At 57.1% G+C, this 26011-nt stretch carries 27 protein-coding genes; 13 read left to right on the forward strand and 14 right to left on the reverse strand.

What is annotated here, in order from left to right; translation table 11 throughout:
• Positions 1-84: 84 nt before the first annotated feature.
• From PQU98_RS10985 to ubiB, 3 genes are read left to right on the forward strand one after another with little or no spacing between them, the layout of a single operon-like run.
• Entirely contained in the window at positions 85-588 is a 504-nt protein-coding gene (locus PQU98_RS10985) for a response regulator (protein ID WP_189485096.1), read from the forward strand.
• Between the two features lie 54 nt (positions 589-642).
• Positions 643-1461: a class I SAM-dependent methyltransferase gene (locus PQU98_RS10990; protein ID WP_272744990.1), complete on the forward strand. Its 819-nt coding sequence runs from the start codon at positions 643-645 to the stop codon at positions 1459-1461.
• Positions 1462-1470: 9 nt separating this feature from the next.
• Positions 1471-2991: a 2-polyprenylphenol 6-hydroxylase gene (gene ubiB, locus PQU98_RS10995; RefSeq protein WP_438263871.1), complete on the forward strand. Its 1521-nt coding sequence runs from the start codon at positions 1471-1473 to the stop codon at positions 2989-2991.
• A gap of 172 nt (positions 2992-3163) precedes the next feature.
• Here the strand turns inward: ubiB and PQU98_RS11000 are convergent, their stop codons facing one another.
• From PQU98_RS11000 to PQU98_RS11020, 5 genes are read right to left on the reverse strand one after another with little or no spacing between them, the layout of a single operon-like run.
• Positions 3164-3538, reverse strand: a complete 375-nt coding sequence (locus PQU98_RS11000) for a YraN family protein (protein WP_272744991.1) — start codon at positions 3536-3538, stop codon at positions 3164-3166.
• Positions 3531-4397, reverse strand: a complete 867-nt coding sequence (rsmI, locus tag PQU98_RS11005) for a 16S rRNA (cytidine(1402)-2'-O)-methyltransferase (RefSeq protein ID WP_272744992.1) — start codon at positions 4395-4397, stop codon at positions 3531-3533. The genes PQU98_RS11000 and rsmI overlap by 8 nt, the downstream gene beginning before the upstream one ends.
• A gap of 1 nt (position 4398) precedes the next feature.
• Complete coding sequence (locus PQU98_RS11010; RefSeq protein WP_272744993.1) at positions 4399-4611, reverse strand: hypothetical protein; 213 nt, start codon at positions 4609-4611, stop codon at positions 4399-4401.
• Between the two features lie 12 nt (positions 4612-4623).
• Complete coding sequence (gene hemW / locus PQU98_RS11015; RefSeq protein WP_272744994.1) at positions 4624-5757, reverse strand: radical SAM family heme chaperone HemW; 1134 nt, start codon at positions 5755-5757, stop codon at positions 4624-4626.
• Positions 5750-6364 carry a non-canonical purine NTP pyrophosphatase gene (locus PQU98_RS11020; protein WP_272744995.1) on the reverse strand — a complete coding sequence of 205 codons (615 nt, stop codon included), beginning with the start codon at positions 6362-6364 and terminating at the stop codon, positions 5750-5752. Before PQU98_RS11020 ends, hemW begins: the two co-directional genes overlap by 8 nt.
• Before the next feature lie 174 nt (positions 6365-6538).
• Between PQU98_RS11020 and PQU98_RS11025 the strand changes: the two genes are divergently transcribed.
• Positions 6539-7060, forward strand: a complete 522-nt coding sequence (locus tag PQU98_RS11025) for a DUF2975 domain-containing protein (RefSeq protein ID WP_272744996.1) — start codon at positions 6539-6541, stop codon at positions 7058-7060.
• On the forward strand, positions 7057-7269 hold the full coding sequence (locus tag PQU98_RS11030; protein WP_272744997.1) for a helix-turn-helix domain-containing protein: 213 nt from the start codon (positions 7057-7059) through the stop codon (positions 7267-7269). Before PQU98_RS11025 ends, PQU98_RS11030 begins: the two co-directional genes overlap by 4 nt.
• Here PQU98_RS11030 and rph read toward each other — a convergent pair whose 3' ends face one another.
• Both rph and PQU98_RS11040 read right to left on the reverse strand, forming a co-directional pair.
• Positions 7270-7986: a ribonuclease PH gene (rph, locus tag PQU98_RS11035; protein WP_272745494.1), complete on the reverse strand. Its 717-nt coding sequence runs from the start codon at positions 7984-7986 to the stop codon at positions 7270-7272.
• Between the two features lie 245 nt (positions 7987-8231).
• The gene (locus PQU98_RS11040) at positions 8232-8585 is read right to left on the reverse strand and encodes a hypothetical protein (protein ID WP_272744998.1); all 354 of its coding nucleotides are present in this window, start codon (positions 8583-8585) and stop codon (positions 8232-8234) included.
• Positions 8586-8690: 105 nt separating this feature from the next.
• On the opposite strand from PQU98_RS11040, the gene hrcA reads away from it, so the two are divergent.
• Together hrcA and grpE are read left to right on the forward strand one after the other, a co-directional pair.
• Positions 8691-9773 (forward strand): heat-inducible transcriptional repressor HrcA, encoded by a 1083-nt coding sequence (gene hrcA / locus PQU98_RS11045; RefSeq protein WP_272744999.1) that lies wholly within the window; start codon positions 8691-8693, stop codon positions 9771-9773.
• A gap of 92 nt (positions 9774-9865) precedes the next feature.
• The gene (gene grpE, locus PQU98_RS11050) at positions 9866-10486 is read left to right on the forward strand and encodes a nucleotide exchange factor GrpE (RefSeq protein WP_272745000.1); all 621 of its coding nucleotides are present in this window, start codon (positions 9866-9868) and stop codon (positions 10484-10486) included.
• 86 nt (positions 10487-10572) lie between these two features.
• Here the strand turns inward: grpE and PQU98_RS11055 are convergent, their stop codons facing one another.
• The 3 genes from PQU98_RS11055 to coaBC form a co-directional block, all read right to left on the reverse strand.
• Positions 10573-10929: a hypothetical protein gene (locus tag PQU98_RS11055; protein ID WP_272745001.1), complete on the reverse strand. Its 357-nt coding sequence runs from the start codon at positions 10927-10929 to the stop codon at positions 10573-10575.
• 116 nt (positions 10930-11045) lie between these two features.
• The gene (gene dut / locus PQU98_RS11060; RefSeq protein WP_272745002.1) at positions 11046-11498 is read right to left on the reverse strand and encodes a dUTP diphosphatase; all 453 of its coding nucleotides are present in this window, start codon (positions 11496-11498) and stop codon (positions 11046-11048) included.
• Between the two features lie 7 nt (positions 11499-11505).
• A complete protein-coding gene (gene coaBC, locus PQU98_RS11065; RefSeq protein WP_272745003.1) occupies positions 11506-12711 on the reverse strand; it encodes a bifunctional phosphopantothenoylcysteine decarboxylase/phosphopantothenate--cysteine ligase CoaBC in 1206 nt (401 codons plus the stop codon).
• Positions 12712-12791: 80 nt separating this feature from the next.
• Here coaBC and PQU98_RS11070 point away from each other — a divergent pair, with 80 nt between their 5' ends.
• Positions 12792-13403: a hypothetical protein gene (locus PQU98_RS11070; RefSeq protein ID WP_272745004.1), complete on the forward strand. Its 612-nt coding sequence runs from the start codon at positions 12792-12794 to the stop codon at positions 13401-13403.
• A 216-nt stretch (positions 13404-13619) separates the two neighbouring features.
• On the opposite strand, the gene glmM is transcribed toward PQU98_RS11070, so the two are convergent.
• A complete protein-coding gene (glmM, locus tag PQU98_RS11075) occupies positions 13620-15245 on the reverse strand; it encodes a phosphoglucosamine mutase (RefSeq protein ID WP_272745005.1) in 1626 nt (541 codons plus the stop codon).
• Between the two features lie 273 nt (positions 15246-15518).
• Here glmM and glmS point away from each other — a divergent pair, with 273 nt between their 5' ends.
• From glmS to PQU98_RS11095, 4 genes are all read left to right on the forward strand, one after another.
• Positions 15519-17360 carry a glutamine--fructose-6-phosphate transaminase (isomerizing) gene (glmS, locus tag PQU98_RS11080; RefSeq protein WP_272745006.1) on the forward strand — a complete coding sequence of 614 codons (1842 nt, stop codon included), beginning with the start codon at positions 15519-15521 and terminating at the stop codon, positions 17358-17360.
• A gap of 134 nt (positions 17361-17494) precedes the next feature.
• Positions 17495-18706: an LL-diaminopimelate aminotransferase gene (locus PQU98_RS11085; protein ID WP_272745007.1), complete on the forward strand. Its 1212-nt coding sequence runs from the start codon at positions 17495-17497 to the stop codon at positions 18704-18706.
• 262 nt (positions 18707-18968) lie between these two features.
• Positions 18969-19196: a hypothetical protein gene (locus tag PQU98_RS11090; RefSeq protein ID WP_189485076.1), complete on the forward strand. Its 228-nt coding sequence runs from the start codon at positions 18969-18971 to the stop codon at positions 19194-19196.
• 56 nt (positions 19197-19252) lie between these two features.
• Positions 19253-20530 (forward strand): glycosyltransferase, encoded by a 1278-nt coding sequence (locus PQU98_RS11095; RefSeq protein ID WP_272745008.1) that lies wholly within the window; start codon positions 19253-19255, stop codon positions 20528-20530.
• Here the strand turns inward: PQU98_RS11095 and dapB are convergent.
• From dapB to dnaK, 3 genes are all read right to left on the reverse strand, one after another.
• Positions 20513-21271: a 4-hydroxy-tetrahydrodipicolinate reductase gene (gene dapB, locus PQU98_RS11100; RefSeq protein WP_272745009.1), complete on the reverse strand. Its 759-nt coding sequence runs from the start codon at positions 21269-21271 to the stop codon at positions 20513-20515. The genes PQU98_RS11095 and dapB overlap by 18 nt on opposite strands.
• A gap of 191 nt (positions 21272-21462) precedes the next feature.
• On the reverse strand, positions 21463-22626 hold the full coding sequence (gene dnaJ / locus PQU98_RS11105; RefSeq protein ID WP_272745010.1) for a molecular chaperone DnaJ: 1164 nt from the start codon (positions 22624-22626) through the stop codon (positions 21463-21465).
• Positions 22627-22776: 150 nt separating this feature from the next.
• Positions 22777-24678: a molecular chaperone DnaK gene (dnaK, locus tag PQU98_RS11110; protein ID WP_272745011.1), complete on the reverse strand. Its 1902-nt coding sequence runs from the start codon at positions 24676-24678 to the stop codon at positions 22777-22779.
• Positions 24679-25069: 391 nt separating this feature from the next.
• Between dnaK and PQU98_RS11115 the strand changes: the two genes are divergently transcribed.
• Positions 25070-26005: a dienelactone hydrolase family protein gene (locus tag PQU98_RS11115; RefSeq protein WP_272745012.1), complete on the forward strand. Its 936-nt coding sequence runs from the start codon at positions 25070-25072 to the stop codon at positions 26003-26005.
• Positions 26006-26011: the final 6 nt, after the last annotated feature.

A 26011-nucleotide genomic window follows, 5' to 3' on the forward strand; every position in this document is an offset into this window, starting at 1 on the left:
TTTAAACCCTTTTCAGGCATCCGGTTTAGCCTGTCGGATGGGTTGAGACTTTCGGATCAGGAATAGCCGTTTGGGTAGACGATTTTGAGTAATTTTTCCCGCGTCATGGCGTTGGTGGTGGATGATAACCATTACATGCGGGTTATCGTCTGCACCATGTTGCGTGCTATGGGGATCACCAATATCCGCGAAGCCTCGGACGGTGCCGAAGCCCTTGAGATCGTGCGCGACTGGCGGCCTGATGTCATCATCGTCGACCTTGTCATGGAAACCATCGACGGTATCGAATTCACCCGCCTGTTGCGCACCGGCACCGACAGCCCCCACCCTTATGTGCCGATTATTATGATGACCGGCCATACCGACCGTTCCAAGGTCATTGCCGCGCGCGACGCCGGGGTTAATGAGTTTGTCGCCAAACCCCTGACCGCTCAGGGCCTGATCAGCCGCATGAAAAGCGTCATCGAGAATGAGCGCGCCTGGGTGAAATGCTCAACCTATACCGGCCCGGACCGCAGACGCCGCAAAAACGCCGCCTATCCCGGCCCTTACCGCCGCGCCTCAGACAAGGCCGAGGGAAAAGCATAGAAATTCAGCGGTTTTTTATCGCCAAAGCCACGATTTCGGGCTATGGCAAAGGCCATGAGCCAGTCCCAGATTTCACCCGATCACCTGACACCCGCAGATGCCGTATCGGCAGCCTCAGGCGGTAAAACCTCAACCTTTGGCTTTCGCGAAGTCGATGCCACGGAAAAGGTCAATCTGGTGCACGGCGTCTTCAAAAACGTCGCTTCCAAATATGATGTCATGAACGATGTTATGTCGGCAGGCGTTCATCATCTGTGGAAAGATGCCGCCTGCGCGCGCCTTAATCCGCAACCAGGTGAAATCATCGTCGATTGCGCGGGCGGCACCGGTGATATCGCCCGCAGGCTGGCGAAACTGGCCCGCCACGCCAAGGCTCGCCGTGGATCGGATAAGGACGCCCAGATCCGCGTCATCGACTATAATCAGGCCATGATCGAAGCCGGTATCGCCAGAGGGACTGAGCCGGAACTGACCTGGACGGTTGGAGACGCCATGAACCTGCCGCTTGAGGATCAAAGCATCGACGCCTACATCATCTCGTTTGGTATTCGTAACGTCGCCGATGTCTCTCAGGCCCTGCGTGAAGCCAAACGCGTGCTAAAACCCGGCGGACGGTTTCTGTGTCTTGAGTTTTCGCACCCGAAATCGGGCGTCATCGCCTCGGTCTATGACGCCTATGCCTTCAAGGTCATTCCGTTCATGGGCCAGATGGTGGCCGGTGACCGCGAGTCCTATCAATACCTAGTTGAAAGCATCAAGCGCTTCCCCGATCAGGATCGTTTCCGCGACATGATGACTGAGGCCGGTTTCAAGCGCGCCACCTATACCAACTTCACGGGCGGAGTCTGTGCGCTGCATCACGGATGGGCGTAAGGCGGAGATATGGTTTCCACCTTTAGTTCCTTATCGCGCCTGATCCGCTCAGGGCTTGTGCTCCTAAAGCATGATGCCCTGATCCCGGCTGAGGTCAGTGATCAGTTGCCACCGATCTGGCGCTTTCCGGCCAGCGTCCTGCGGGCACTTTTTGCCCAAAAAGGCCCGAAACTACGGGTTGGTATGCGCTATGCGGCGGCCTTTGAGCAATTAGGCCCGGCGTTTATCAAGCTGGGTCAGGTCTTATCGACGCGAGCCGATATTTTCGGTGATGAATTTACCGACGATCTGCGCCACCTTAAGGACCAGTTGCCGCCCTTTCCCAAATCCGTCGCCGAACTGGCGGTGGCGGCTGCATTAGAACGCCCCGTCGATCAGCTATTTATCGAATTTGGCGAGGTCATTGGCGCGGCCTCAATCGCACAGGCCCACCGCGCGGTGCTGAAAGACGGACGCACCGTGGCGGTCAAGATCCTGCGCCCCGGCATCGAGGATACCATCGCCCGCGACACCGCCATGATGCGGCTGGCGGCGAAGATGGTGCACACCCTGTCGCCCGCCTCCCGCCGTCTGGAGCCACAGGCCTTTGTCGAAGCGGTGGCCCGCTCATTACACCTTGAGCTTGATCTGCGCCTTGAGGCGTCCGCCGCCGACGAACTGGGCAAGATCATCAACGAAGAATCGTTCATGAGCGCACCGGCGGTCGTCTGGAGCTATGTTTCCAAACGCGTCATGGTCACTGAATGGGCGCGCGGCGTGGCCTTGAGCCGACCGGATGCGATGACCCAGCCCGGCATTGAGCGCAAAGCCATGGCCGACAACCTGATCCGGGCGTTTTTGTCGCAGGCGCTTAATCACGGCGTTTTCCACGCCGACCTGCACGAAGGCAATCTGTTCTGCGAAGCGCCTGACAAGCTGATCGCTATTGATTTTGGCATTATAGGCCGCCTGAAGCCCAAGGAGCGGCGTTATCTGGCGGAAATGCTGTGGGGCTTCCTGCAGCGCGACTATAAGAGGGTGGCCGAGGTTCATTTTGAGGCGGGCTATGTCCCTAAGCATCAGGATGTCGATACGTTCGCTCAGGCCCTGCGCGCCGTCGGTGAGCCAGTGCTTGGCCTTGCCGCCACCGATGTATCTATGGGTCGGCTGTTGCAGCAACTGTTTGAAATCACGGCTCAGTTTGATATGCACCTGCGTCCTGAACTGGTGCTGCTGCAAAAAACTATGGTGAGTGTCGAAGGCGTGGCGCGGCGCATGTATCCGACCCACAATCTGTGGGAAGCGGCCGAGCCGGTCGTCAAGGCGTGGATTTCGCGTGAACTGTCGCCACTGGCTGAAGGACGGCGGTTGTTTGATCGGCTGGTCAAGCGCCTGCGCGAAGAGGAAGACGGTGAAAGCACGCTGACGGTCGCCAATGCGCTCAAGATTCAGGAACTGCGGGCGACACTGAAACAAAGTCAAACCTTGGGCTATGTGGCGGTAGCCGCGTCTCTGATTACGCTGGTGGCGGTGATCATATTATCCGTGTAACCTTCAGCTAATTCCCTCTCCCCGCTCGCGGGGAGAGGCGGGGCGACCCGTGCCGTTAGGGTGAGGGGCGTACAACTACATCAACCTCACAGCCTTTGGGTTTTGCCCCTCATCCGGCCCGTTACCTTCGGCACCGAGCCACCTTCTCCCCGTTTTACAGGGAGAAGGACAATTAGGTCATATCGATAAAGGCGTTTTTGATATGCACCGGCCATGCCCGCGGCCCGATGGCATAAAGATCGATATTCAGATCAAACCGCGACAGGTTTTTGCGTTTGGCCTGTAGCGACAATCCCGCCTGCCACAGCCGTTTTTGCTGATCGGGCGTTACCGCCTCCAGCGCCTCGGCCACCGTGCGACGCTGTTTGACCTCGACCATAGCCAGCCGATTGCCTTTCAACGCCAATATATCAATCTCACCCTGCGGGATTTTCAGGCGAAACCCCAGTATGCGGTAGCCTTTGAGCATTAAATGTATCAAGGCGATATATTCCGCCCAATGACCGCGCCGGTGGGCCTTTGATCCGCGCTCAATGCGCCTATTCATGGTCTTTCAGCTTCAGCGCCCGATTATAAATGTCCTTGCGCGGCAGACCATAAATCTGCGCCAGTTTCTGCGCAGCTTCTGAGGGCGACAGAGTTTCCAGCAGGGATTTCAGGGCCTCATTCAGATTATCCTCGGACGGCACCACCTCTTCCGGCGGGCCCAGTACCACGACGATTTCGCCTTTAGGTTCCTGCAAGGCCGGATCAGCGACCAGCGCGCTCAGGCGCCCGCGCACGCAGGTCTCATAAAGCTTGGTCAGTTCGCGGCATACCGCCGCCTCACGGTCGCCCAGAACGGCCAGCATATCGCTTAAACTATCATGCAGGCGTGGACCGGTTTCAAACAGTACGACCGTCGATGGCAATGATTTGAACTCAGCCAGAAAGCGCTGACGGGCCGTGGTTTTATTGGGCGAAAATCCGGCGAACATAAACCGGTCGGTCGGCAAACCGGCTATGCACAGGGCCGCCAGCACCGACGACGCACCGGGGATGGGATGGATTTTCAAACCAGCCTCATGAGCCGCCTGCACCAGCCGGAAACCGGGGTCGGACACCAGCGGCGTGCCGGCGTCGGAGATCTGCGCCACCACCTGACCTTGCCTCAGACGGTCGAGAATTTGCGGTAAGACCTGCGGCCCGGCATGGTCGTCATAACGCAGCAGCGGTTTTTTGATGTCGTAGGCCCCCAACAACTTTCCGGCCATGCGCGTATCTTCGGCCAGAACGACGTCGGCGGCTTTGAGCACATCGAGCGCCCGCAAGGTAATATCGCGCAGATTACCGATCGGCGTCGCGACACAATAAAGGCCGGGCTCAACAGGACGGGGCGGCGGGGCAAATAAGGATTCAGTTGTCATATCAATCTTTTGGACCTACCCACCAATCAAAGTAACCGCGCTTTTTCAAGATTAAATATATCGGCGTCCATACCGCAAAAAAGGCTACAAAAATAACCAGTGTGCCATACGGAATAAAATCAAATGCGCGATATAAATTGTTGGCAACCATAATTATCAATAGAGCTATAAATACTATTCCGGTGATGATTTTACCGATTGTAGATTTAGACATTTTCACTCCACCTCAAGACAATAACTCATAAATCAGACGATCCAAAACCACCCGACCTTTGGGTGTGGCGCGTAGGCGACCATTTTCAATGGCCAGAAAGCGATCTTCGATCAGCCCCATAGCCCGAGCGCGGATATCGAGTGTTTTAAACCGCTCAAGATCAACACCGTCTTTCAGGCGTAAACCCAGCATCAGGGCTTCTTCGTCGGCATCCTGCGCACTTAGGGCTTCCCTCTCGGCACCCGTTCCGGTCATCTGAACCTGCGCCGCATAGGTCATAAGATCGGACAGAGCAACGGTGGCATGGCGGGTATCGTCAATTGTCAGCCTGCCGTGCGCTCCGGGCCCGATCCCGATATAATCGACGCCTTCCCAGATGGCGCGATTGTGGGCCGACTGGGCGGCGCGGCCCTTTGCGTGATTTGAGACCTCATAGGCCTCAAAACCGAGCGCCTCCAGCACGGACTGGGTTTTGTTATAAAAGGCCTCACCCATGTCCGGTGGCGGGATTTTAAGCCGCCCCCGTCGCGCCGCCCGGCCAAACGCCGTCCCCGGCTCAAGGCTTAGCTGGTAAGGCGAGATATGCTCGATCCCCAGCTTTGCCGCGGTTGTCAGTTCATCGGCCCAGTTCGATAATGTCTGATCCGGCAGGGCATAGATCAGGTCGATCGACACCCGCCCAAACACGGCCCGCGCGGTCTCAAGGCCCGTAAGCGCCTCGCGTGCCGAATGATTGCGGCCCAGAAATTTGAGCGCCTGATCGTTCAGCGACTGCACCCCCAGCGACAACCGGTTGATGCCCGCAGACTTAAACGCCTCATAACGGGCGATTTCTGCATCGGTCGGATTGGCTTCTAACGACACCTCTATATCGCCCGTGGGCGGGAACAAGGCCCGCGCCGTCGCCACAATTTCGGCCACCCATTCGGGTTTCATCAGGGACGGGGTGCCGCCGCCAAAAAAGATACTGACCAGCCTTCGCGGCCCCAGCAGATGCGCATGGTGTTTCAAATCGGTCAGTATGGCCTCGAACAGGGCCGTTTGTCTGGCCGTCTGACCACGGTCACGCGTGACATTGAAATCGCAATAGGGGCAGATGCGCGAACAATAGGGCCAGTGCACATAAAGGGCGACTGAATCAGTCAAATAACGCGACCCCTAATTGTTCAAACGCCAGATGGCGGTGGCTTATGCCTTCCTTTTGGGCCTCAGGCATTTCGGCAAAGGTGAGGTCATAGCCTTTGGGCTGAAAGATCGGGTCATAGCCAAATCCGCCTTTGCCTCTGGGGCTGACGATATCGCCATCAATGCGGCCTTCGAACACCACCGCATGACCTTGCGGCCACGCCACCGCCAAAGCACAGGTAAACCACGCGTGGGTCGTGAAGGCATCACTGTCATGAACCTGAACCTGAAGCAGCTTATGGTCGATAATTTCCATCGCCCGCTCAAAGTCCTTATCCGGCCCGGCCCAGCGTGCACTATAGATGCCCGGATCACCTTTAAGAGCCGTAATGCTCAGGCCGGAATCGTCGGCCAGCGCCACAATGCCCGCCGACATGGCGGCATGACGCGCTTTCAGAATAGCATTGCCAATAAAGGAGTTTTCGGTCTCGTCAGGTTCCGGCACACCGGCCTCTTTCGCGCTGATGACCGTAAACCGTCCGCCCAGAAGAGACGATATCTCCTTCGCCTTGCCCGGATTATGGGTGGCCGCAATCAGTTTTTCACCGGAGATCAGCTTAAGGCTCATGTAAATGTAAGGCTCTGACTATGGAGTTTGGTTTCTTTGTAACGATGCGCCGCAAAATGAAAAGCCCCAAATGTGACCTCGCGCACATTACAAAACATTAGGTGGCAGCCCTGGCCAAAAATGATTATCGTGCCCGTGATTAACGCTTAGGTCTTGAGGTTTAAGGCAATTTCCATGCGGTTTTTAGGGCCCAGATCGATTTCCAGCTTGCTGAAAACGGCACTGGATGTTGTCTATTTCGGTCTGTTCGGGCTGATTATCGGTCTGGTTCTGGCTGCCCTGTGTCTGCTGTCGGTGCCGACTCTTGCCACCGAAGTCGTCACCCGGCTGAATGTCTCGGCCCCGCTCGGCGCCACGGCACAGGCGGCTATGCTTTTGGCGTTTGGCATATCTCTGGGGGGCTATCTGGTCATTATGCACTGGACGCGTCAGGTCTTTGGCACCCTGGCCGAAGGTGATGTCTTTCACCCGGACAATACCCGCCGCCTGCGCTGGATTGGCTTTGGTTTGGGTGGCCTTGAAATTTTCGGCTATGTGGCGCGGTTTCTGGTGGTGCGGTTTTTCGACATGCAGTTTGAACCTGTATACGGGCTTCGGGCGGTTACCACCTGGTTTTCAGTACTGGTTGTGTTCGTGCTGGCCGAAGTGTTTAAAGAAGGTGCGCGTCTGCGCCGGGAAGCAAACCTCACCATATGATCCGTATACGTCTTACCGAAATGCTGGCCCAGCGGCGGTTGTCGATCGTCGAACTTTCTGATCGCACCGGCATCAGCGTGCGTAATCTCGAAGTCCTGCGCGATCAGGACGCGGTGGCGATCCGGCTGCGGACACTCGACGCCCTGTGCCGGGCGCTAAAGTGCCAGCCCCATGACCTGCTGGAATGGACTGAGGCTACGCCCGAATAGCTACTTACCTAATGCCTTGTTTTGCAGGGCAAACAGTTCCGTGGCTCCGGCATGAGCCAGATCAAACAAGGCATTGAACTCATCACGTGAAAAGCCGCGCTTTTCACCGGTCGCCTGAATTTCCACGGCATCACCTGAGCCGGTAATCACGAAATTGGCGTCGGTTTCAGCGTTTGAGTCTTCTTCATAGTCGAGATCCAGCACCGGCGTGCCAGCAAAAATCCCGCACGAAATGGCGGCGATCTGATCCAGAATCGGGTTTTTCGAGATGACCTTTTCTTCCAGAAGATAATTACAGGCCATCGACAAGGCGACCCACGCACCCGTGATTGCCGCCGTGCGGGTGCCGCCATCAGCCTGAATGACATCGCAATCGATGGTGATCTGACGCTCACCCAGCGCTTTCAGATCAACGACCGCGCGCATGGATCGTCCGATCAGGCGCTGGATTTCCTGAGTGCGGCCCGATTGTTTACCGGCAGCAGCTTCCCGGCGCGAGCGGGTGTGTGTGGAGCGCGGCAACATGCCGTATTCGGCCGTAACCCAACCCTGCCCCTTGCCTTTCAGGAACGGCGGCACACCCTGTTCGACACTGGCGGTCACTAAAACCTTGGTATGGCCGAATGAGACCATACACGAGCCTTCGGCATAGCGCGTCACGCCGGTCTCGATCGTAATGCTGCGCAGTTGCTCCGGCTTACGGTTAGACGGACGGATGGTTTTGAGCGCGTTTAAAGCTTCGAACTGCGACATGGACTTAAGACCCCGAAAATAATGGCCCCTGCCGTATCAGGTCTGCCCGCAAATCACAACCCAGCCGCAAAATAGCTAGATCATTATGGTTTCAGATAGAAACATAATGATCTCGTTTTATTTTAGCCCCTTGCCGGGCGGTGGCTCCCCACCTTGGCCGCCGCGCACACGGCGGCTTGAGCGGAATGCCTCAGAGCAATCATTCCGCTCTAATCCCGGCGCTCCGGCAACTTACGGGCCACGGCGCAATCCGGACTGGCGCAGATATAGGTGTCATTGTCTTTCAGGAAGATGTTTTCGCTGCTGTCCTGAGTAATGCCGCGCTTTTTCCATTTTTCTGTGCGGATGACATCTGCCCGCAAAGGCTCAACGCCTTTGTCATCCGGGGCCGCCTCAACGTCATATTTCGGTGGCAGGGGTTTGATGACCTCATCCGTCTCCGCCAGAGGGCCATAGGCTTGTTTAGGTGTGGGTTCTGACTTTGACACCGTCAGCGCCACCGCTGAGGCGGCTACAGAGGCCCCTACCGCCAGAACCACAGCCCTGATTGCCCATTTACCCATCGCACCCTCCTGCGTTTGCCGTGCGAGATTTTACCCTATTAATGGCATTTTGAAGACATAAAAATATCTTCCCATAGGCCCATAAGACCCCTATCCTTAAAGGCAATGATCAGATCCCCCTTAAGCGCGTCCACCATATTATCGTCCGGTGCTTCCCTGACCGAGCTGGATGCGCGGGCGCGTGATATCTTCCGGCAGGTGGTCGAGACCTATTTGGAAACCGGTGAGCCGGTCGGATCGCGCACCCTGTCACGCAGCGGCGTGTCATTATCACCGGCCTCTATACGCAACACCATGCAGGATCTGGCCCATCTGGGGCTGTTGTCGGCCCCGCACACCTCATCGGGAAGGCTGCCCACCCATCATGGTCTGCGCCTGTTTGTCGATGGTTTGCTGGAGATCGGCGATCTGAGCGAAGACGCCAAACGCGACATCGAAGCCCGCCTGACGTCCAAAGGCCACAGCTTTGATGTGGCTTTGCGCGAGGCGTCCTCCATGTTGTCGGGTCTGGCCGGTGGCGCGGGCGTAGTCATGACCCCCAGCTTTGAAGCCGGCGTCAAACATGTCGAGTTTATCCTGCTCGGCCCTGATCAGGCGCTGGCGGTACTGGTCTATGATGACGGGCGGGTGGAAAACCGCCTGATGACCGTGGCGCTTGGGACCACGCCGTCGGTACTCATCGAGGCCTCGAATTATCTCAATGCCCGTATCCGCGGCCGTACATTGGGGGAGGCCAAGCGCGAACTGGCCGCCGAACTGATTGAGGAACGCCAAAAACTGGATGAAGCCGCCTCAGAACTGATCAATCAGGGGCTGGCGGCCTGGTCGGGCGAAGAGGGCAACAAGCGCGCCCTGATCGTGCGCGGGCGGGCCAATCTGCTGGAGGCCTCAAGTCTGGATGATCTTGAGCGGGTGCGGTCTTTGTTTGAGGATCTGGAGCAAAAAGAAGAGCTGATCGAACTGCTGGATGATGTGAAAGACGCCCAAGGTGTGCGAATTTTCATCGGATCGGAATCGAAACTGTTTTCTTTATCCGGTTCGGCTGTTATTGCAGCGCCTTACATGGCCGGTCAAAGTCAGAAGGTCGTGGGCGCCATCGGTGTAATCGGCCCGGCACGGTTGAATTACGCGCGGATCATCCCACTTGTTGACTACACCGCCAAAATTTTAGGCCGCCTGCTGGACTAAAGGTGGATGGCTTAATTTGTTTAACGCGCATTTGATTCCGAAAACCGCTTACACTTTTCGGAATGCGCTCTGTGATTGATCAAGGGACAGATATGACTGACGAGCATTTGGAAGAGGGCGGCGCGGATCTGGAGCAGGACGCCACCGAAATCCTGCTGGCCGAACTTGAGGCGCTCAAAGCTGAGAACGCGGCCCTGAAGGAACAGGCTCTGCGCTATGCCGCCGAGGTTGAGAACGTCAAGCGCCGCACTGAGCGGGAAATGAACGACGCCCGCGCCTTCGCCATTCAGCGTTTCTCACGCGATCTGCTCGGCGTGGCCGATATCCTGACACGGGCCCTGCAATCGGCGCCCAAGGCTATTGAAGACGCGGCGTTCAAGAACTTCGTGCTCGGCATCGACATGACCGAAAAAGAACTGGCGCAGGCGTTTGAGAAAAATGGCGTCAAGAAGGTCAATCCGCTCAGGGGCGATAAGTTTGATCCGAACCTGCACCAGGCCGTGATGGAAGTTCCCGCCGATGACGTAGCCGGCGGCACCGTCGTCAATGTCATGCAGACCGGCTATGAACTGTTTGGGCGTATCATTCGCCCGGCCATGGTGGCAACCGCAGCTAAAACGGCTACCAATTCAGCCGCAGCCTCTGCCGCCACCAGCGCCTATGCCCATGAGACTGACACCGGCGAAGACCCGGCGGTCGACACAAAAGCGTAAAGGTTTGGGGCTTAATGCTTTAAAATTTCGCAATTTAAGGGTGGGCTTTGCGGCTCACCCTTTTATTTTGTGAAAGGCCGCCTGCATCATTCCGGTGTCTGAGCGTCCTTGACAACCGGCGTCAGGGAAACTGCCTTTTTAACCCTCATCATGACTTTCAGGATCAAATAGCCCAGCCCATAGAGCACCACCATCTGAAGCTGAACCTCAAGCTGGGTGATGGCCGGAATAACCATGTCCCCGCCAAAGGTCAGCGGCCACAGGGCATCGATCAGAATCGCCAGCCCCAGACATATCAAAGCTTTAACGGCATAGTGTGCGGGTTTAGACTGGAAAAGGCCAATAAGTCCCGCCACCATGACCATAGGCACAATATTGAGCGACATGAGGGCGGCCCACACCCCGTCCATGATCAGCCAGAGATATTCCACCATCTGCGGCATTGCCAACGCTCCGTACCAAGCGGCGACTCAAATATAACATCGTTTTCAGAGTGTCGCGTTTGAACGCCGCCGTAAAGACCGTAAACGTGGCGAATGCGTAACAGGGTGAGGAATTCTTAGCGCCCGGTCGAACCAAACCCGCCCGCACCGCGCGCCGTATCATCCAGCACCTCAACCACGTCCCAGCCGATGCGGGCGTGCTGAGCCACGATCATCTGGGCGATGCGGTCGCCGCGGTTGATCACGAAATCTTCCGAACCGAGATTGACCAGAATAACGCCGACTTCACCGCGATAATCGCTGTCGACCGTCCCCGGAGAATTAAGGCAGGTAATGCCGAACTTGAGCGCCAAGCCCGAACGCGGGCGCACCTGAACCTCATAGCCCAGCGGCACCGACATCTTAAGCCCGGTCGGGATCAGCGCCCGCTGCAGGGGTTTCAGAGTTACGGGTTCGCCTTCCGGCACGGCAGCGCGCAGGTCGAGACCCGCCGAACCGTCGGTTTCATAGGCGGGCACCGGCAAACCGGCGGAATGGGGAAGCTGTACGATCTGGGCGGTGATGGTCATTAATATCTCAAGTCAGTCGGTTAATTACATAGTGGGTGATGTCCTGCGCCACCTCGGCCTTGGTCAGGCGCTTGACTGCCGTAGGGCCGTGGGCGTCGATCAGCATCATATTGGTAGTGTCCTGATCAAAAACCTTATCGTCACCGACCTCATTGGCAAAGATGGCGTCCGCCCCCTTGGTGCGCAGCTTGGTCTTGCCATAGACCTCAAGGTTCTGCGTCTCTGCGGCAAACCCGATCACCAGGGTTGGACGCATCGTCGTATGCAGCCCGATCGAAGCCAGAATGTCAGGGTTCTTGATCAGGGTGACGGTCAGTTCGTCGCTGTTTGCCGACTTTTTTTGCTTATCTGTCGCCACGGCTTGCGCGCGCCAATCAGAGACGGCGGCGACCCCGATAAACGCATCGGCAGGCAAATGGGCATGGGCGGCATCAAACATCTCTAACGCGGTGCGGACATCAATGCGCTCAACACCTTCGGGCGTGGGCAGGGACACCGGCCCGGAAATGAGGGTGACTTTCGCGCCTTCGACCGCCAAGGCTTCGGCAATGGCAAAGCCCTGCTTACCCGAAGACCGGTTAGTGATGCCGCGCACGGGATCGAGCGGCTCAAAGGTCGGGCCTGCCGTCATCAGAACATGCTTGCCATTCAGCGCGCCAGTACGCGGGTTAAGCTGCGCCATTATGGCCTTGAAGATCACCTCCGGCTCAGCCATCCGCCCCAGACCAAATTCGCCGCAAGCCATGTCGCCCTCTTCGGGGCCAACCATCAGAACGCCATCGCTGCTGAGGGTCACAAGATTACGTTGGGTGGCGGCATGGTGCCACATGCGCACATTCATGGCCGGCGCCATCAGCACACGCTTATCGGTGGCAAGCATTAGGGTCGAGGCCAGATCATCGGCCAGACCGCCCGCCAGTTTAGCCATCATATTGGCGGTCGCAGGTGCCGCGACGACCAGATCAGCCGAGCGTGACAAGGCGATATGCCCCATCTCGGCTTCGTCATTGAGGTCAAACAGGTCGGTATAGACCTTATCATTGCTCAGCGCGCCCGCGCTCAGAGGCGTGACAAATTCTTTGGCGGCCTCAGTCAGCACGACGCGCACGCCCACACCGGCTGTCCGCAGCAACCGGATCAGGCTCAAGGATTTATAGGCCGCAATCCCGCCGCCGATAATCAGCAGAACGCGCTTTTGAGCCGGTGCGGCCATGCCGTAATTCCCTTTGTTTCTGTGAGAAGTTCATGCCATATCTGGCCCCCTACATGGCCTGACGGGGGAGGAAAAGCAAGGTGCGTGGATTTAAAGCATCTTGGTTTATTGGGGTTTTATCGCTGTTTATCGCCGCTTGTGATGCCGGGCCGTCAGCGGTACTGCCGGATGGTCAGGGCACCTCGCCGTCCGAGCAGATCGCCCCGCCATCCAAACCACCCGTCTGGGCCGAGCCGGAGGCGGCACCGCAAGCCCCGCCGCCACCCGATACCGCCCCACGTCCCACTCCCGCCTTTGACAGTCCGGCGCTTAAGGTCAAGGTGCCAAAACCGGCCGGTGAGATCACGAAGACCCGCTATGCCGACTGGCCACTCTGGTCGACCAACCGCAAATATTCGGCCTATGAAAACGCCACCTATCACTTCGAAAAGCACGGTCCGACTTTTGGCATCAAAACCTATGAGGACTATGTCGTCTTTGTGCATGGCTTTGTGCACACGCCGCCCAAGGGCACCCAGACGATCACCCGCAATAATGGCGACACGCTGTTCTATGATCCGGAGCAAAACATCTTTGCCGTTATGACCAAAAAGGGTGCACCGCGCACCCTGTTTCAGCCCTATGAAGGGGCCGCCTACTGGCAGAAACAGAAAGAGATCGAAGCCGGACGACGTACCTTGCGCGAGGACTAAACGCATTACAAAAAGTAGGCTGTGGTAACGATTTAAGATTTGAATGGATTGAATTTCTCCTCCCTACGCTTGCGTGGGGAGGTGGCAGCCCGATAGGACTGACGGAGGGGTACAACCGCCCGTAAAGATACCCCTCCGCCTCGTAAACTCGGCACCTCCCCACGATGTGGGGAGGAGAAATGTCGTGAAATTAAATTGTCACCATAGATTAAAAATCTAAGCGGCGATCGTGGCCACGATATCGTCGACCACCGATCTGACCAGCTTTTCATCATCCCCTTCGGCCATCACGCGGATGAGCGGCTCGGTTCCGCTTGGGCGCACCAGAACACGACCGGCCCCTTTGAGGGCCTCTTCACCGGCGGCAATGGCTTTTTTGACCGCGTCTTTTTCCATCGGGTTGTCACCGGAAAAACGGACATTTTTCAGCAATTGCGGCACCGTATCGAACTGCTTGCCCAGTTCACTCATCGGCTTACCGGATTCGACCAGCACCGCCAGAATTTGCAGGGCTGCCATCAGGCCATCACCGGTCGTGGCGTAGTCGCTCATGATGATGTGGCCGGACTGTTCGCCGCCCAGATTAAAGCCGCCTTCACGCATCCGCTCCATGACATAGCGGTCACCGACCTTGGTGCGCTCTAAGCTCTGGCCATTTGACTGCATCAGGCGCTCTAAGCCGAGGTTCGACATGACGGTCGCCACCAGACCGCCGCCGCGCAGCAGACCCTTTTTCGCCCAGGCGGCGGCAATGATGGCCATGATCTGATCGCCGTCAATGACCTGGCCCTTTTCATCGCAGATCACCAGCCGATCAGCATCACCATCGAGCGCAATCCCGATATCGGCACGGTAGGTCTTAACGGCCTCCGCCATAGTCTGCGGATAGGTTGAGCCGCACTTGTTGTTGATGTTCAGACCATCCGGCGACACCCCGATCGGAAACACCTCGGCGCCCAGTTCATAGAGCGCGAGCGGGGCCACCTTATAGGCCGCGCCATTGGCACAATCGATGACGATGCGCATCCCCTTGAGGCGCAAATGACGTGGAAACGACGCCTTGGTGATTTCAACATAGCGCGACTGGGCATCATCTACGCGCACCACCCGCCCAAGCTGATGGGGTTCGGCGACACCATCAAGGATATTGCCATCCATGCGCGCTTCGATGGCCAGTTCGACCTCATCCGACAGTTTGTAACCATCGGGCCCGAACAGCTTGATGCCATTATCGGCAAAGGCATTGTGGGATGCTGAAATCATTACCCCCAGATCGGCGCGCATCGAGCGGGTCATCATGGCCACCCCCGGCGTCGGCAGCGGCCCGAACAGGCGCACATCCATGCCGACCGAGGTAAAACCTGCCACCAGCGCGGGTTCGATCATATAGCCCGACAGGCGCGTGTCTTTACCGATAACCACCAGATGGCGGCGATCATCGGATGACATGAACATCTTGCCCGCCGCCATGCCGACGCGGTAAGCGACTTCGGCGGTCATAGGGAAGGTGTTGGCGCGGCCACGGATGCCATCGGTGCCGAAATATTTGCGGGTCTTGTTCAGGCTGGTCATGTGCGTGGCCAATTCTTCGTTTTTGGATTTGATCGGGTTAAAACCGTAGAGCGTGAGAGCCGAGCGATAGTCGTTGATCTTAGCGGTCGCCAACGACACAAACGCCGCTTCCATCTTATCGACCGTTTCAGGGCGCGGGGACTTGGTCTGACCGTTCAGGGCGCGAAAGATGCTCGATTGCGCCACACCGGCGGCATCGGCCACATCTTTGATCGAGATGCCGGACGCGCCTAAAGCACTTAGCAATCTTTCCCATTTAGGTTCGCTCATCTAAGGCTCCGACACGAATATGCACGCAATTTACAGCGCACCCCAAATGATTGCAACAAAATCCAAATATTTTGCAAATTATTCATTGCGTCATATATATTTAATCGCACAAAAATATAAGCGTTAAATAAAAAATGCTTTTTATTCAACTCAATACCGCCAAACCTAGAAACTTTCTGTCACAGGGATTTATGGCGAAGCTTATTTTTATGTGCTAATTAAAAATCGCAAATTCGCGCTACAGGCATGAAAACTTAACCCGGAGGCTCTCATATGTGCGGCATTATCGGCATTATTGGCAAATCTGAGGCCGCCCCGCGCCTGCTGGAATCCCTGCGTCGGCTGGAATATCGCGGCTATGACTCGGCAGGTATTGCTGTGGTCACCCCAAACGGAACCCAGCGCCGCCGCGCCGAAGGCAAGATCCGCAATCTTGAGACCGTGATTACCGATGAGCCCATCACCGGCACCGTCGGCATCGGCCATACCCGCTGGGCCACCCACGGCGCGCCCAGTGTGCGCAATGCCCACCCCCATACCTCCGGCGCCGTGACGCTCGTCCACAACGGCATTATCGAAAACTTTGCTGAGCTTAAGGCCGAACTGATCGCCGCAGGCCATGAATTTACGTCTGATACAGATACCGAAGTCATTGCCCACCTGCTCGATGCCACACTGAAAACGGGTGCCTCTATCAAGGACGCTTTCAAGGACGTGCTCGATCGTCTGCACGGGGCCTATGCGCTGGCGATCCTTATTGAGGGTGAAAATGAGCTGATGCTGGGTGCGCGGCGCGGCTCGCCTTTGGTCATCGGCTGGGGCGAAGGTGAGATGTTTTTAGGCTCTGACGCTCTGGCGGTCGGGCCGTTTACCAACCGCGTCTCATACTTAGAAGAAGGCGACTGGGTCATCGTCACCCGCACCGACGCCGACGTCTATGACCATAAGGGTTTCCGCGTTAACCGCCCCGCCACCACGGTGCCCACCTCCGCCGCATTGGTCGAAAAAGGCGCGTTCCGGCATTTCATGGAAAAGGAAGTCCACGAACAGCCCGAAAGCTGCCAGCGCACCCTGTCGGCCTATCTCGACCCGGTCGCCAAATCCGTGCGCGCCGATATCAAGGCCAGCATCGACTTCAAAGACATCACCCGCCTGCAGATCATTGCCTGCGGCACGGCCTATTATGCCGGATGTATTGCGAAATACGCTTTTGAAAAGATCGCGGGCCTGCCCGTCGATGTCGAGGTGGCGTCTGAGTTCCGCTACCGCACGCCGGCCATGACCGCAGGCTCTCTGGCCATGGCCGTCTCACAATCGGGGGAGACGGCGGACACTTTGGCCGCCCTGCGCTGGTGTGCCGGTGAAGGCTTGAAAACGGCGGCACTGGTCAATGTCCATACATCCACGATGGCCCGCGAAGCCGATATACTGTGGCCGACCCATGCGGGCCCCGAAATCGGCGTCGCCTCAACCAAGGCGTTTACCGCGCAGCTATCGGCCCTGCTGTCGCTGGTGGTCTGCGCCGCCGTTCAGCGCGGTAAGATCGATGCGGCTCAGGAAGCCCACTATGTGCAGTTGCTGCTGGAAACCCCCGGCCTGATTTCGCAGGCTCTGGTGATGGATTCTGAACTCTCCAAAGTTGCCGCCATCGACCTGTCGAAATCGTCCGACGTCATCTATCTGGGGCGGGGCGCCATGTTCCCGCTGGCGCTGGAAGGCGCGCTTAAGCTTAAGGAAATCTCCTACATCCATGCCGAAGGCTATGCCGCCGGTGAACTGAAACACGGCCCGATCGCCCTGATTGATGAAAAAACGCCGGTCGTGGTCATCGCCCCCGATGACGAACTGTTTGAAAAGACCGCCTCCAACGTGCAGGAAGTCGCCGCTCGCGGTGGCCGCGTCATCATGATCACCTGCGTGCCTGAGAAAGTCCCTGCCCTGTCGGGCGATGCGGCTAAGTCTTTGAAAATCATCAAGGGCCCCGCCTGCGATCCGTTCATCGCACCGATCATCTATTCGGTGCCGATCCAGCTTCTGGCCTATCACACCGCTGTCCACAAAGGCACGGATGTTGACCAACCGCGCAATCTGGCTAAGTCGGTGACGGTAGAGTAGGTTTCGCAACAAACTTTATTATCACGTGATAAAATTTCCTAAAAAGTACCCAATATCGGGATGACAATTCGCCCTGATCGGGTATATGTGCTGGCCACATTAGCCCCCGCGTTCCCCGTCTGGATAGCTCTGTCATGCGTGACTTTTACCGTATTCGCCGCCTGCCCCCCTATGTCTTCGAAGAAGTCAATAAGGTGAAGGCGCGTCTGCGCGCGGCGGGCACCGACGTGATCGACTTCGGCATGGGCAATCCGGACATGGATACCGCCCCGCACATTGTCGATAAGTTGGTCGAGACGGTCAAAAAGCCCAAGACTCACGGCTATTCAGTCTCAAAAGGCGTGCAGGGCCTGCGCAAGGCTATGGCGGGGTATTATGACCGCCGTTATGGGGTAAAGCTCAACCCTGACACCGAAGTGGTGGCCACGCTCGGCTCAAAGGAAGGCTTTGCCAACCTGGCTATGGCGATTACGGCGCCCGGCGATACGGTCATCTGCCCAAATCCGGCCTATCCGATCCATGCCTTTGGCTTCCTGATGGCAGGTGGCGTGATCCGTCACGTTCCGGCCCTGTCGCCGGAACAATATCTGTCGGGCATTGAGCGCGCCGTGAAGCATTCGGTGCCGACGCCATCGGTGCTGATCGTCTCCTATCCGTCCAACCCGACGGCGCAGTGGGTCGATCTTGATTTCTACAAGGAAATCATCCGCATTGCCGAAAAGCACGACCTGATTGTGCTGTCGGACATCGCCTATTCGGAAATCTATTTCGACAACAACCCGCCGCCGTCGATCCTTCAGGTCGAAGGCGCCATCAAGCGCTCGGTCGAGATCAACTCCCTGTCCAAGACCTATGCTATGGCCGGTTGGCGCGTCGGTATGGTCGTCGGCAATTCGGAAATCTGCGCGGCACTGGCCCGCGTGAAGTCCTATCTCGACTACGGCGGCTTCACACCGATGCAGGTGGCCGCCGCCGCGGCGCTCAATGGCCCGCAGGATAATGTCGAAGAAATTCGCAATATCTATAAGTCGCGCCGCGACGTGCTGATCGACTCGATGAAGCGCGCCGGCTGGGACATTCCACCGCCGCCCGCATCGATGTTTGCCTGGGCTGAAATCCCTGACAAGTTCAAGCATCTGGGCTCGATCGAGTTCGCCAAGCTGCTGATCGAAGAAGCCCATGTCGCGGTCGCTCCCGGTCTGGGCTTTGGGGAATATGGCGAAGGCTTTGTGCGCATCGGTCTGGTCGAAAACGAGCACCGGATTCGCCAAGCGGCGCGCAATATCAAGAAGTTGCTCCTGCCCGAAACCAAATCCTCCGCGCGCGATAAAGCAGACGTGTCCTGACAATATCCCCATCTGCGGGAATTTAAAAACGGCCGTGACCCAATATGCGACAGTTTCGCGACTTAATGGTCACAGCCGCACCCGTTTACCTTATTTTATTGGGGTTAACGGGCGAAAAGGCTGGCTCGGCCTTTGACTCCGGGTCTATATTAGGGTTCTATTAACGCATTGTGCATCGCACAAAACCGCTTCGATTATTTATGTCCAATATCGCATATTTATATCGGGTACGGCTTTAATTGTGCCGGTTAAGGAGAACACAATGGTCAGCCTTCAGTACGACTTGAGTTCAGAATCTGAGAGTGACGCTTTCTTCGGTGCGTTTTTCAAGTTTGTTGAAGCCGCCGCCGTGCAGGATGCCGATTCCATTTCGATTCATTCCGATCCGGCTGGCGACCATCAGGTCAAGGTCATTACCTTTGAAGACGCGGGTCTGGCTGATCAGTTCGAGACCTATTGGTCGCAACGCCGCCGCTGGCTTGGGCTTTAATCGCTCGTATTGAGAGCCGGTCTTTAAATATTTACCGGTCTTTGCCATAAAGGCTTATGCTTAATATCCGCAGTATTCCGCTAAAATACCGCCTGCCCCTTATTCATGGCGGCATTCTGGGACTGGCGCGCCTAAAATCCGGTGCATGGCGCAAAGCCTCCGACAGCGATACGCCCATTTCGGGCCCGCTACTGGTTTCAGGGTTCCTCACCGAATCCTCCGGCATTGCCCGCGGTGGACACCTCTCGCTGAAAGGTTTTCAGGTTGCCGGATACACGCCGGTTGTCCATGATCTGCGCCCCGGTTTCCGGCATTTCATCGACGGCAAGGCCCGCCTGCCGGAGATCGCCGACGGCGGAGTATGGTATATTCATGCCAATTCGCCGGAAGTCATGGTCGCCTTGCTGGCCCATTCGCCGGATCAGTGGGCCAGCCGCTACCGCATCGCTTACTGGGCGTGGGAAACACCCAAAGCGCCGGATTACTGGGTGTGGACAGCGGATTATCTGCATGAAATCTGGGTGCCGAGCGTCTTTGTGCGTGACGGTGTGGCGCGCGCTTTTGAGGCCGCCAACCGTCCGGATCTGACGCCGCGCCTGCGGGTCATGCCGCACCCGATGTTCGATGTTAATCAGGCGCGCCCTGATCGCACCCGTTTTGGGTTAAGCCATGACCGTGTTGAGTTTCTGTGCCTGTTTGACGCCAAATCTTCCTCGGCCCGCAAGAACCCGTGGGCAGTACTCGATGCGTGGCTCAAGGCCTTTCCAGTGTCCAGTGACAACGCCCGCCTGACCTTGAAAGTTCAAGACTTAAGCCGCGACCCCGATATTGCCGCCCGTCTTGACACCTATATGTCAGGCCGTGACGATATCCGCTTTTTCACCGAGCGCCTGAGCGATACCGATATCAATAATTTCATGGCCTCATTCGATGCCCTGATATCCCTGCATCGGGCCGAAGGGTTTGGGCTGACCTTGGCCGAGGCCATGACCTTAGGCGTCAGCGTCATCGCCACCGGCTGGTCCGGCAATGTCGATTTCATGGATGACAATTCGGCCTATATGATCCCGTCGCAACTGATCGACATCAAAGACCCGACCGGCACCTATGAGCCGTTCCGACCGTTCTGGATCGCGCGCGACCGTGAACAGATCTGGGCCGACCCGGACGTTTCCGCCGCCGCCGAGGCCATACTGAGCGTCACCAATGACCCTGAATTACGGACACGCAAAGCGGCGGCCGCCAAGGCCCGTATCACAGCCGTCAATGATGCCTGGACGGCCAAAGCCTTGGGCAGCCTGCCCTTTAATGACTGGTTAAGCCGTAAATCCTAACACGTCCTGCATGTCGTAGGCCCCGGCAGGCTTACCGACTGCCCACAAAGCGGCTTCAATAGCACCACGGGCGAACAGGGTACGGTCACGCGCAGAGTGCGACAGGGTGATGATCTCGTCTTCGGATGCGAACAGCACGCTGTGTTCCCCGATGATACCGCCGCCACGGATGACGCTGAAACCAATCGTGCCGTCTACGCGCTGACCGGTCAGGCCGTCGCGGGCGGCAACCTTGGCTTCGCCCAGATCGACCTCACGGCCAATGGCTGCCGCCTGCCCCAGCATCAGGGCGGTGCCGGACGGCGCATCGACCTTACGCTTATGGTGGGCCTCAAGGACTTCGATGTCCCAGTCTTCGGCGGGCAGCTTGGCCGCCGCCTGTTTGACCAGCCCCATCAGCATGTTGACGCCGAGCGAGAAATTACCGGCGCGCACAATGGTCACCCGATCGGTCAGGGTTTTCAGCGACTGCTCTTCGGCGGGCATCCAGCCGGTCGAACCGATGATGTGGGCCAAAGCTTTGCCGCGTTTTTCACCTTCATCGGCACAAGCATGGGCAATATCAATGCTGGCATAGGGGGTGGTGAAATCGATGACCACATCCGCACCCGACAGATCAATGACATCGCCCTTATCAAAGGCCAGCGCGACCTCAAACCCGCGCTCATTCAGCACCTTAAGCACGGCCTGCCCCATGCGCCCGCGCGCACCGGCCACAGCAAAACGAAGGGATTGGGTCATGGGAGCACCTCCAGAATTAAAGAACCTCCCCTGTTGCAGGGGAGGGTGGCAGCCCAAATTTATTTGGGATGACGGGTGGGGTAACTATACAGGTGGCAGGAAACTGTACAGGCAGTAATTTACCCCCTCTTTCATTTGATGTCATGACATCAAATGAAAGCTCCCCCTCCAAGAGGGGGAGTTCTTAAGTCTTATTGAGCCGCCGCACCCGTGATGTCTTCCCAGAAACGCTTAGCCTTTTTCATAAAGCCCTGACTTTGGGCATTTTGCTCTTCTTCGGCCAAGGTCGCAAACTCGCGCATCAGCTCCTTCTGGCGGGCATTAAGACGGGTCGGGGTCTCAACAAACAGTTCCACCAGCAGATCGCCTTTTTGACGGCCATTGAGGGCGGGCATACCCTTGCCCTTGATCTTGACCTTATGGCCGGTCTGCGCGCCTTCGGGGATAGCGACCTCAAGCTTGCACTGGCCATCGCAACCGGCCCCGCCCATCAGGCACGGTACTTCGATATTGCCGCCCAGAACCGCCGTCGCCATCGCCACCGGGATGGAACAATGCAGATCAAGGCCATCGCGTTCAAACAGGTCGTGCTCGGCCACGCTCAGGAAGATATAGAGATCGCCCTTGGGCCCACCGCGCGTCCCCGCCTGACCTTCGCCGGTAAGGCGGATACGCGCGCCATCATCAACACCGGCCGGGATGCGAACATTGAGCTTACGGTCGGCACGCACCTGACCATGACCGCGGCAGTTGGTGCAAGGGTCCTTAATGACCTGCCCCTGACCGTTACAGGTCGGGCAGGTGCGTTCCACCGCAAAGAAACCATTGGTCGAGCGCACACGGCCCTGACCACCGCAGGTATGACAGGTCTGGGGCTTTGAGCCGGCCTTGGCACCCGTACCATCGCAGACTTCACAGGTCAGCGTCGTCGGCACATTAATTTCAACATCCGCGCCAGTATAGGCTTGTTCTAATGAAATTTCGTAGTCAAAGCGTACATCGGAACCGCGCTGTGGCCCTTGGGGACGACGCCCGCCGCCACCAAAAATATCGCCGAACATTTCCGAGAAAATGTCTTCGACATTGTCAAAGCCAGCGCCTGCGCGTCCACCACCGAACCCGCCGTTTTGGCCATTTACCCCGGCATGGCCATAACGATCATAGGCCGCGCGCTTATTAGCATCCGATAGCACCGAATAGGCTTCGTTGACTTCCTTGAAGCGGCCCTCGGCATCGCCATCACCCTGATTGCGGTCAGGATGGTGCTCCATAGCCTTTTTACGAAAGGCCGATTTCAGCGCCGCTTCGTCCGCATCGCGCGCAACGCCCAGAACTTCGTAATAATCACGCGCCATGTGAGGACGTGTCCTTTGATTTCATCTTAAAAACATCTCTGCAAAAGTCGTACCCAACCGCAGACTCACAGAGAGCTTAAATCCGCACTACTCATAAAAAAGGGGAGTCTTCGGATTCCAAAGACTCCCCCTGTTTAGGTAAACGCCGGCTTAGGCGCTTTTCTTGTCGTCGCCGTCGACTTCTTCAAAGTCGGCATCGACCACACCATCATCATCCTTAGCGGCATCTTCGGCGTCTTCGCCAGAGCCTTGCGCGGCATACATGGCTTCACCCAGCTTCATGGATGCCGTCAGAAGCGCCTGATGCTTGGCCTTGATGTCTTCGACATCTTCACCGTCCTTGGCTGCCTTCAGGTCAGACAGGGCGGTTTCGATCGCCGCCTTGTCGTCGGCACCGATCTTGGTGCCGAAGTCCTTGACAGCCTTTTCGGTCGAATGGATCAGGGCATCGGCCTGATTACGGGCTTCGATCAGGGCCTTACGCTTTTCATCCTCAGCCTTGTTGGCTTCGGCATCCTTGACCATTTGTTCGATATCGGCATCCGACAGACCGCCATTGGCCTGAATACGGATCGAGTGCTCTTTGTTGGTCGCCTTGTCCTTGGCGTGAACCTGCACGATGCCGTTGGCGTCGATGTCAAAGGTCACTTCGATCTGCGGCACGCCGCGCGGTGCGGGCGGGATACCAACGAGGTCGAACTGGCCCAGCAGCTTGTTATCAGCCGCCATCGGGCGCTCGCCCTGGAAGCAGCGGATCGTCACAGCCGACTGATTGTCATCAGCGGTCGAGAAGGTCTGAGACTTCTTGGTAGGGATGGTGGTGTTGCGCTCGATCAGCGGGGTGAACACGCCACCCAAGGTCTCAATACCGAGCGTCAGCGGGGTCACATCGAGCAGCAGCACGTCCTTGACGTCGCCCTGCAGAACGCCAGCCTGAATAGCGGCACCTAGGGCCACGACTTCGTCCGGGTTCACACCCTTGTGCGGCTCACGACCGAACAGGTTTTTCACGGCCTCAGCCACTTTCGGCATACGGGTCATACCGCCGACAAGGACAACTTCGTCGATGTCAGACGCCTTAAGACCCGCATCCTTCATGGCTTGCTGGCACGGCGCGATGGTCTTCTGGATCAGATCTTCGACCAGGGATTCCAGCTTGGCGCGGGTCAGCTTGAGGTTCAGGTGCAGCGGGCCTGAGGCATTCATCGAAATGAACGGCAGGTTCAGGTCGTATTGCGCGACCGTCGACAGCTCCTTCTTAGCCTTTTCCGCCTCTTCTTTCAGGCGTTGCAGGGCCAGCTTGTCGGAGCGCAGATCGACGCCGTTTTCCTTTTTGAATTCGTCAGCCAGATAGTCAACGACACGCATGTCGAAGTCTTCACCACCGAGGAAGGTGTCGCCATTGGTCGACTTCACTTCGAACACACCGTCACCGATCTCAAGGATGGACACGTCGAAGGTGCCGCCGCCGAGGTCGTAAACTGCGATCTTCTTGTTGTGGTCTTTGTCGAGGCCGTAAGCCAGAGCGGCGGCCGTCGGCTCGTTGATGATGCGCAGAACCTCTAAGCCCGCGATCTTGCCGGCGTCCTTGGTGGCCTGACGCTGGGCGTCGTTAAAGTAAGCCGGAACCGTGATGACGGCTTGCGTCACCGTTTCACCCAGATAGGCTTCGGCATCTTCCTTAAGCTTCATCAGGGTGAAGGCGGAAATCTGCTGAGGCGAATAGTCCTTGCCGTGGGCCTTGACCCAGGCGTCGCCGCTGGGGCCCTTGGAGATTTCGTAGGGCACCATGCCCTTGTCCTTCTCGACCATAGGGTCGTTGCTCTTGCGGCCAATCAGGCGCTTAATGGCAAAGAAGGTGTTTGAAGGGTTGGTGACAGCCTGACGCTTAGCCGGCTGACCGACCAGACGCTCGCCGTCGTCCATAAGGGCAACAACGGACGGGGTCGTGCGCACACCTTCGGCGTTCTCAATAACCTTGGGATTCTTGCCATCCATTACGGCCACGCACGAATTGGTGGTGCCGAGGTCAATACCGATGATCTTGCTCATGAGGTTTAAGTCTACTCCGTTATGGCGAATGGGTTTATCGAGCCTTATGCGTTAAGCGCTGCGAATGTCCATCCCCGAAAAGCTGAAATTGAGGATTTTTTTCAAGAGGTGTCTCCTGAAAACCTAAAGCCGATATGGGAACACTCATAGGATGCGCAAGGCCTATAGTCACAAATTTCTTACGGTCTTTATCGCTGTCGATCGAGCCTAACGGCCCATAGATATGAACCCTCAGCCGTTACACAAGAGGTTGCGCTTGGGGCGCCACCACGTCAAAATAGGTTAATAAAAATATAATAAAAATATAAGACGATCAGCCTTGCGCCCGTTTACCATACCGCTTTTTTATAAAAATCGTGCCAGATCGTGCCCAAACTATTGGAGAGTCACAATGTCCCCCGTGCTTAACCTAACGCGCCCAGAGGGCTCAGAACCCGAAGATTTTCACTTAAGCCGTCGCGGTTTGGCAGGACTATTCTTTGCGGGCTATGCGCTGGCGACCGGGCCTGTGCATGCTCAGGCCATTACGACGCCCACAGAAGGTCTGTTTACCCAGAGCCTGAAAATCAAAACCCTTCGTCCCGAAGGCAAGTACGAAATCCCGCTTTATATTGCCATGCCGGAAAAGGCCAAAAACCGTCCGGTGATCATTGTCGTCTCCGAAGTGTTCGGGGTTCATGACTATATCCGCGATATCTGCCGTCGTCTGGCCCACAAAGGTTATGTGGCCGTGGCCCCTGATTTCTTTGCCCGTAAGGGTAATGCCGCGGCGGTCACGGATTTTGAAAAGATCAAGGATCTGGTTGAACCGGCCACCAACCGTCAGGTCATTGATGATATCACCGCCACCCTGAACTGGCTCAAGACCGATCCGGATCTGGGGCAAAAGCGTCCGGTCTTTGGCAAAAAGAACTTTGCCGATATGGCCCGTGTCGGCGTCACCGGCTTCTGCTGGGGTGGGGCGGTGACGTGGATGGCGGCAGCCAATATCCCCGACGTTAAGGCGGGCGTGGCCTGGTACGGCCGCCTGCAACGCCCGCCGGTCGATCAGTTCTTAGGCCGTGAAGACCGCAAATGGCCGATCGATGTCGTACCTGCCCTGACCAAGCCGGTGCTCGGGCTTTATGCGTCGGATGACGCCGGCATTCCGCAGACCGATGTCGATAAGATGAACGCCGCGCTCAAGGCGGCTGATAAACCGTCGCATATTATTGTCTACCCTAATACCAAGCACGCCTTCCATGCCGATTATCGCCCCAGCTATTCTGAGGCCGCCGCCAAACAGGGCTGGGAAGAGTTGCTAAAATGGTTCGATAAGCATCTTTGATATATT

The sequence above is a fragment of the Asticcacaulis machinosus genome, from assembly GCF_028550435.1.
Classification (GTDB): Bacteria; Pseudomonadota; Alphaproteobacteria; order Caulobacterales; family Caulobacteraceae; genus Asticcacaulis; species Asticcacaulis machinosus.

Bases quoted from the DNA above. Each gene is read 5' to 3' on its own strand.
- glmM (WP_272745005.1), bottom strand. From the start codon at position 15,245: ATGAGCGAACCTAAATGGGAAAGATTGCTAAGTGCTTTAGGCGCGTCC.
- dnaK (WP_272745011.1), bottom strand. From the start codon at position 24,678: ATGAGCAAGATCATCGGTATTGACCTCGGCACCACCAATTCGTGCGTG.
- rsmI (WP_272744992.1), bottom strand. From the start codon at position 4,397: ATGACAACTGAATCCTTATTTGCCCCGCCGCCCCGTCCTGTTGAGCCC.
- dnaJ (WP_272745010.1), bottom strand. From the start codon at position 22,626: ATGGCGCGTGATTATTACGAAGTTCTGGGCGTTGCGCGCGATGCGGAC.
- PQU98_RS11095 (WP_272745008.1), top strand. From the start codon at position 19,253: ATGCTTAATATCCGCAGTATTCCGCTAAAATACCGCCTGCCCCTTATT.
- dapB (WP_272745009.1), bottom strand. From the start codon at position 21,271: ATGACCCAATCCCTTCGTTTTGCTGTGGCCGGTGCGCGCGGGCGCATG.
- dut (WP_272745002.1), bottom strand. From the start codon at position 11,498: ATGACCATCACCGCCCAGATCGTACAGCTTCCCCATTCCGCCGGTTTG.
- PQU98_RS11025 (WP_272744996.1), top strand. From the start codon at position 6,539: ATGCGGTTTTTAGGGCCCAGATCGATTTCCAGCTTGCTGAAAACGGCA.
- PQU98_RS10990 (WP_272744990.1), top strand. From the start codon at position 643: ATGAGCCAGTCCCAGATTTCACCCGATCACCTGACACCCGCAGATGCC.
- hrcA (WP_272744999.1), top strand. From the start codon at position 8,691: ATGATCAGATCCCCCTTAAGCGCGTCCACCATATTATCGTCCGGTGCT.
- PQU98_RS11085 (WP_272745007.1), top strand. From the start codon at position 17,495: ATGCGTGACTTTTACCGTATTCGCCGCCTGCCCCCCTATGTCTTCGAA.
- PQU98_RS11115 (WP_272745012.1), top strand. From the start codon at position 25,070: ATGTCCCCCGTGCTTAACCTAACGCGCCCAGAGGGCTCAGAACCCGAA.
- PQU98_RS11000 (WP_272744991.1), bottom strand. From the start codon at position 3,538: ATGAATAGGCGCATTGAGCGCGGATCAAAGGCCCACCGGCGCGGTCAT.
- PQU98_RS11010 (WP_272744993.1), bottom strand. From the start codon at position 4,611: ATGTCTAAATCTACAATCGGTAAAATCATCACCGGAATAGTATTTATA.
- PQU98_RS11030 (WP_272744997.1), top strand. From the start codon at position 7,057: ATGATCCGTATACGTCTTACCGAAATGCTGGCCCAGCGGCGGTTGTCG.
- PQU98_RS11020 (WP_272744995.1), bottom strand. From the start codon at position 6,364: ATGAGCCTTAAGCTGATCTCCGGTGAAAAACTGATTGCGGCCACCCAT.
- glmS (WP_272745006.1), top strand. From the start codon at position 15,519: ATGTGCGGCATTATCGGCATTATTGGCAAATCTGAGGCCGCCCCGCGC.
- ubiB (WP_438263871.1), top strand. From the start codon at position 1,471: ATGGTTTCCACCTTTAGTTCCTTATCGCGCCTGATCCGCTCAGGGCTT.
- grpE (WP_272745000.1), top strand. From the start codon at position 9,866: ATGACTGACGAGCATTTGGAAGAGGGCGGCGCGGATCTGGAGCAGGAC.
- coaBC (WP_272745003.1), bottom strand. From the start codon at position 12,711: ATGGCCGCACCGGCTCAAAAGCGCGTTCTGCTGATTATCGGCGGCGGG.
- PQU98_RS11090 (WP_189485076.1), top strand. From the start codon at position 18,969: ATGGTCAGCCTTCAGTACGACTTGAGTTCAGAATCTGAGAGTGACGCT.
- PQU98_RS11055 (WP_272745001.1), bottom strand. From the start codon at position 10,929: ATGCCGCAGATGGTGGAATATCTCTGGCTGATCATGGACGGGGTGTGG.
- PQU98_RS11040 (WP_272744998.1), bottom strand. From the start codon at position 8,585: ATGGGTAAATGGGCAATCAGGGCTGTGGTTCTGGCGGTAGGGGCCTCT.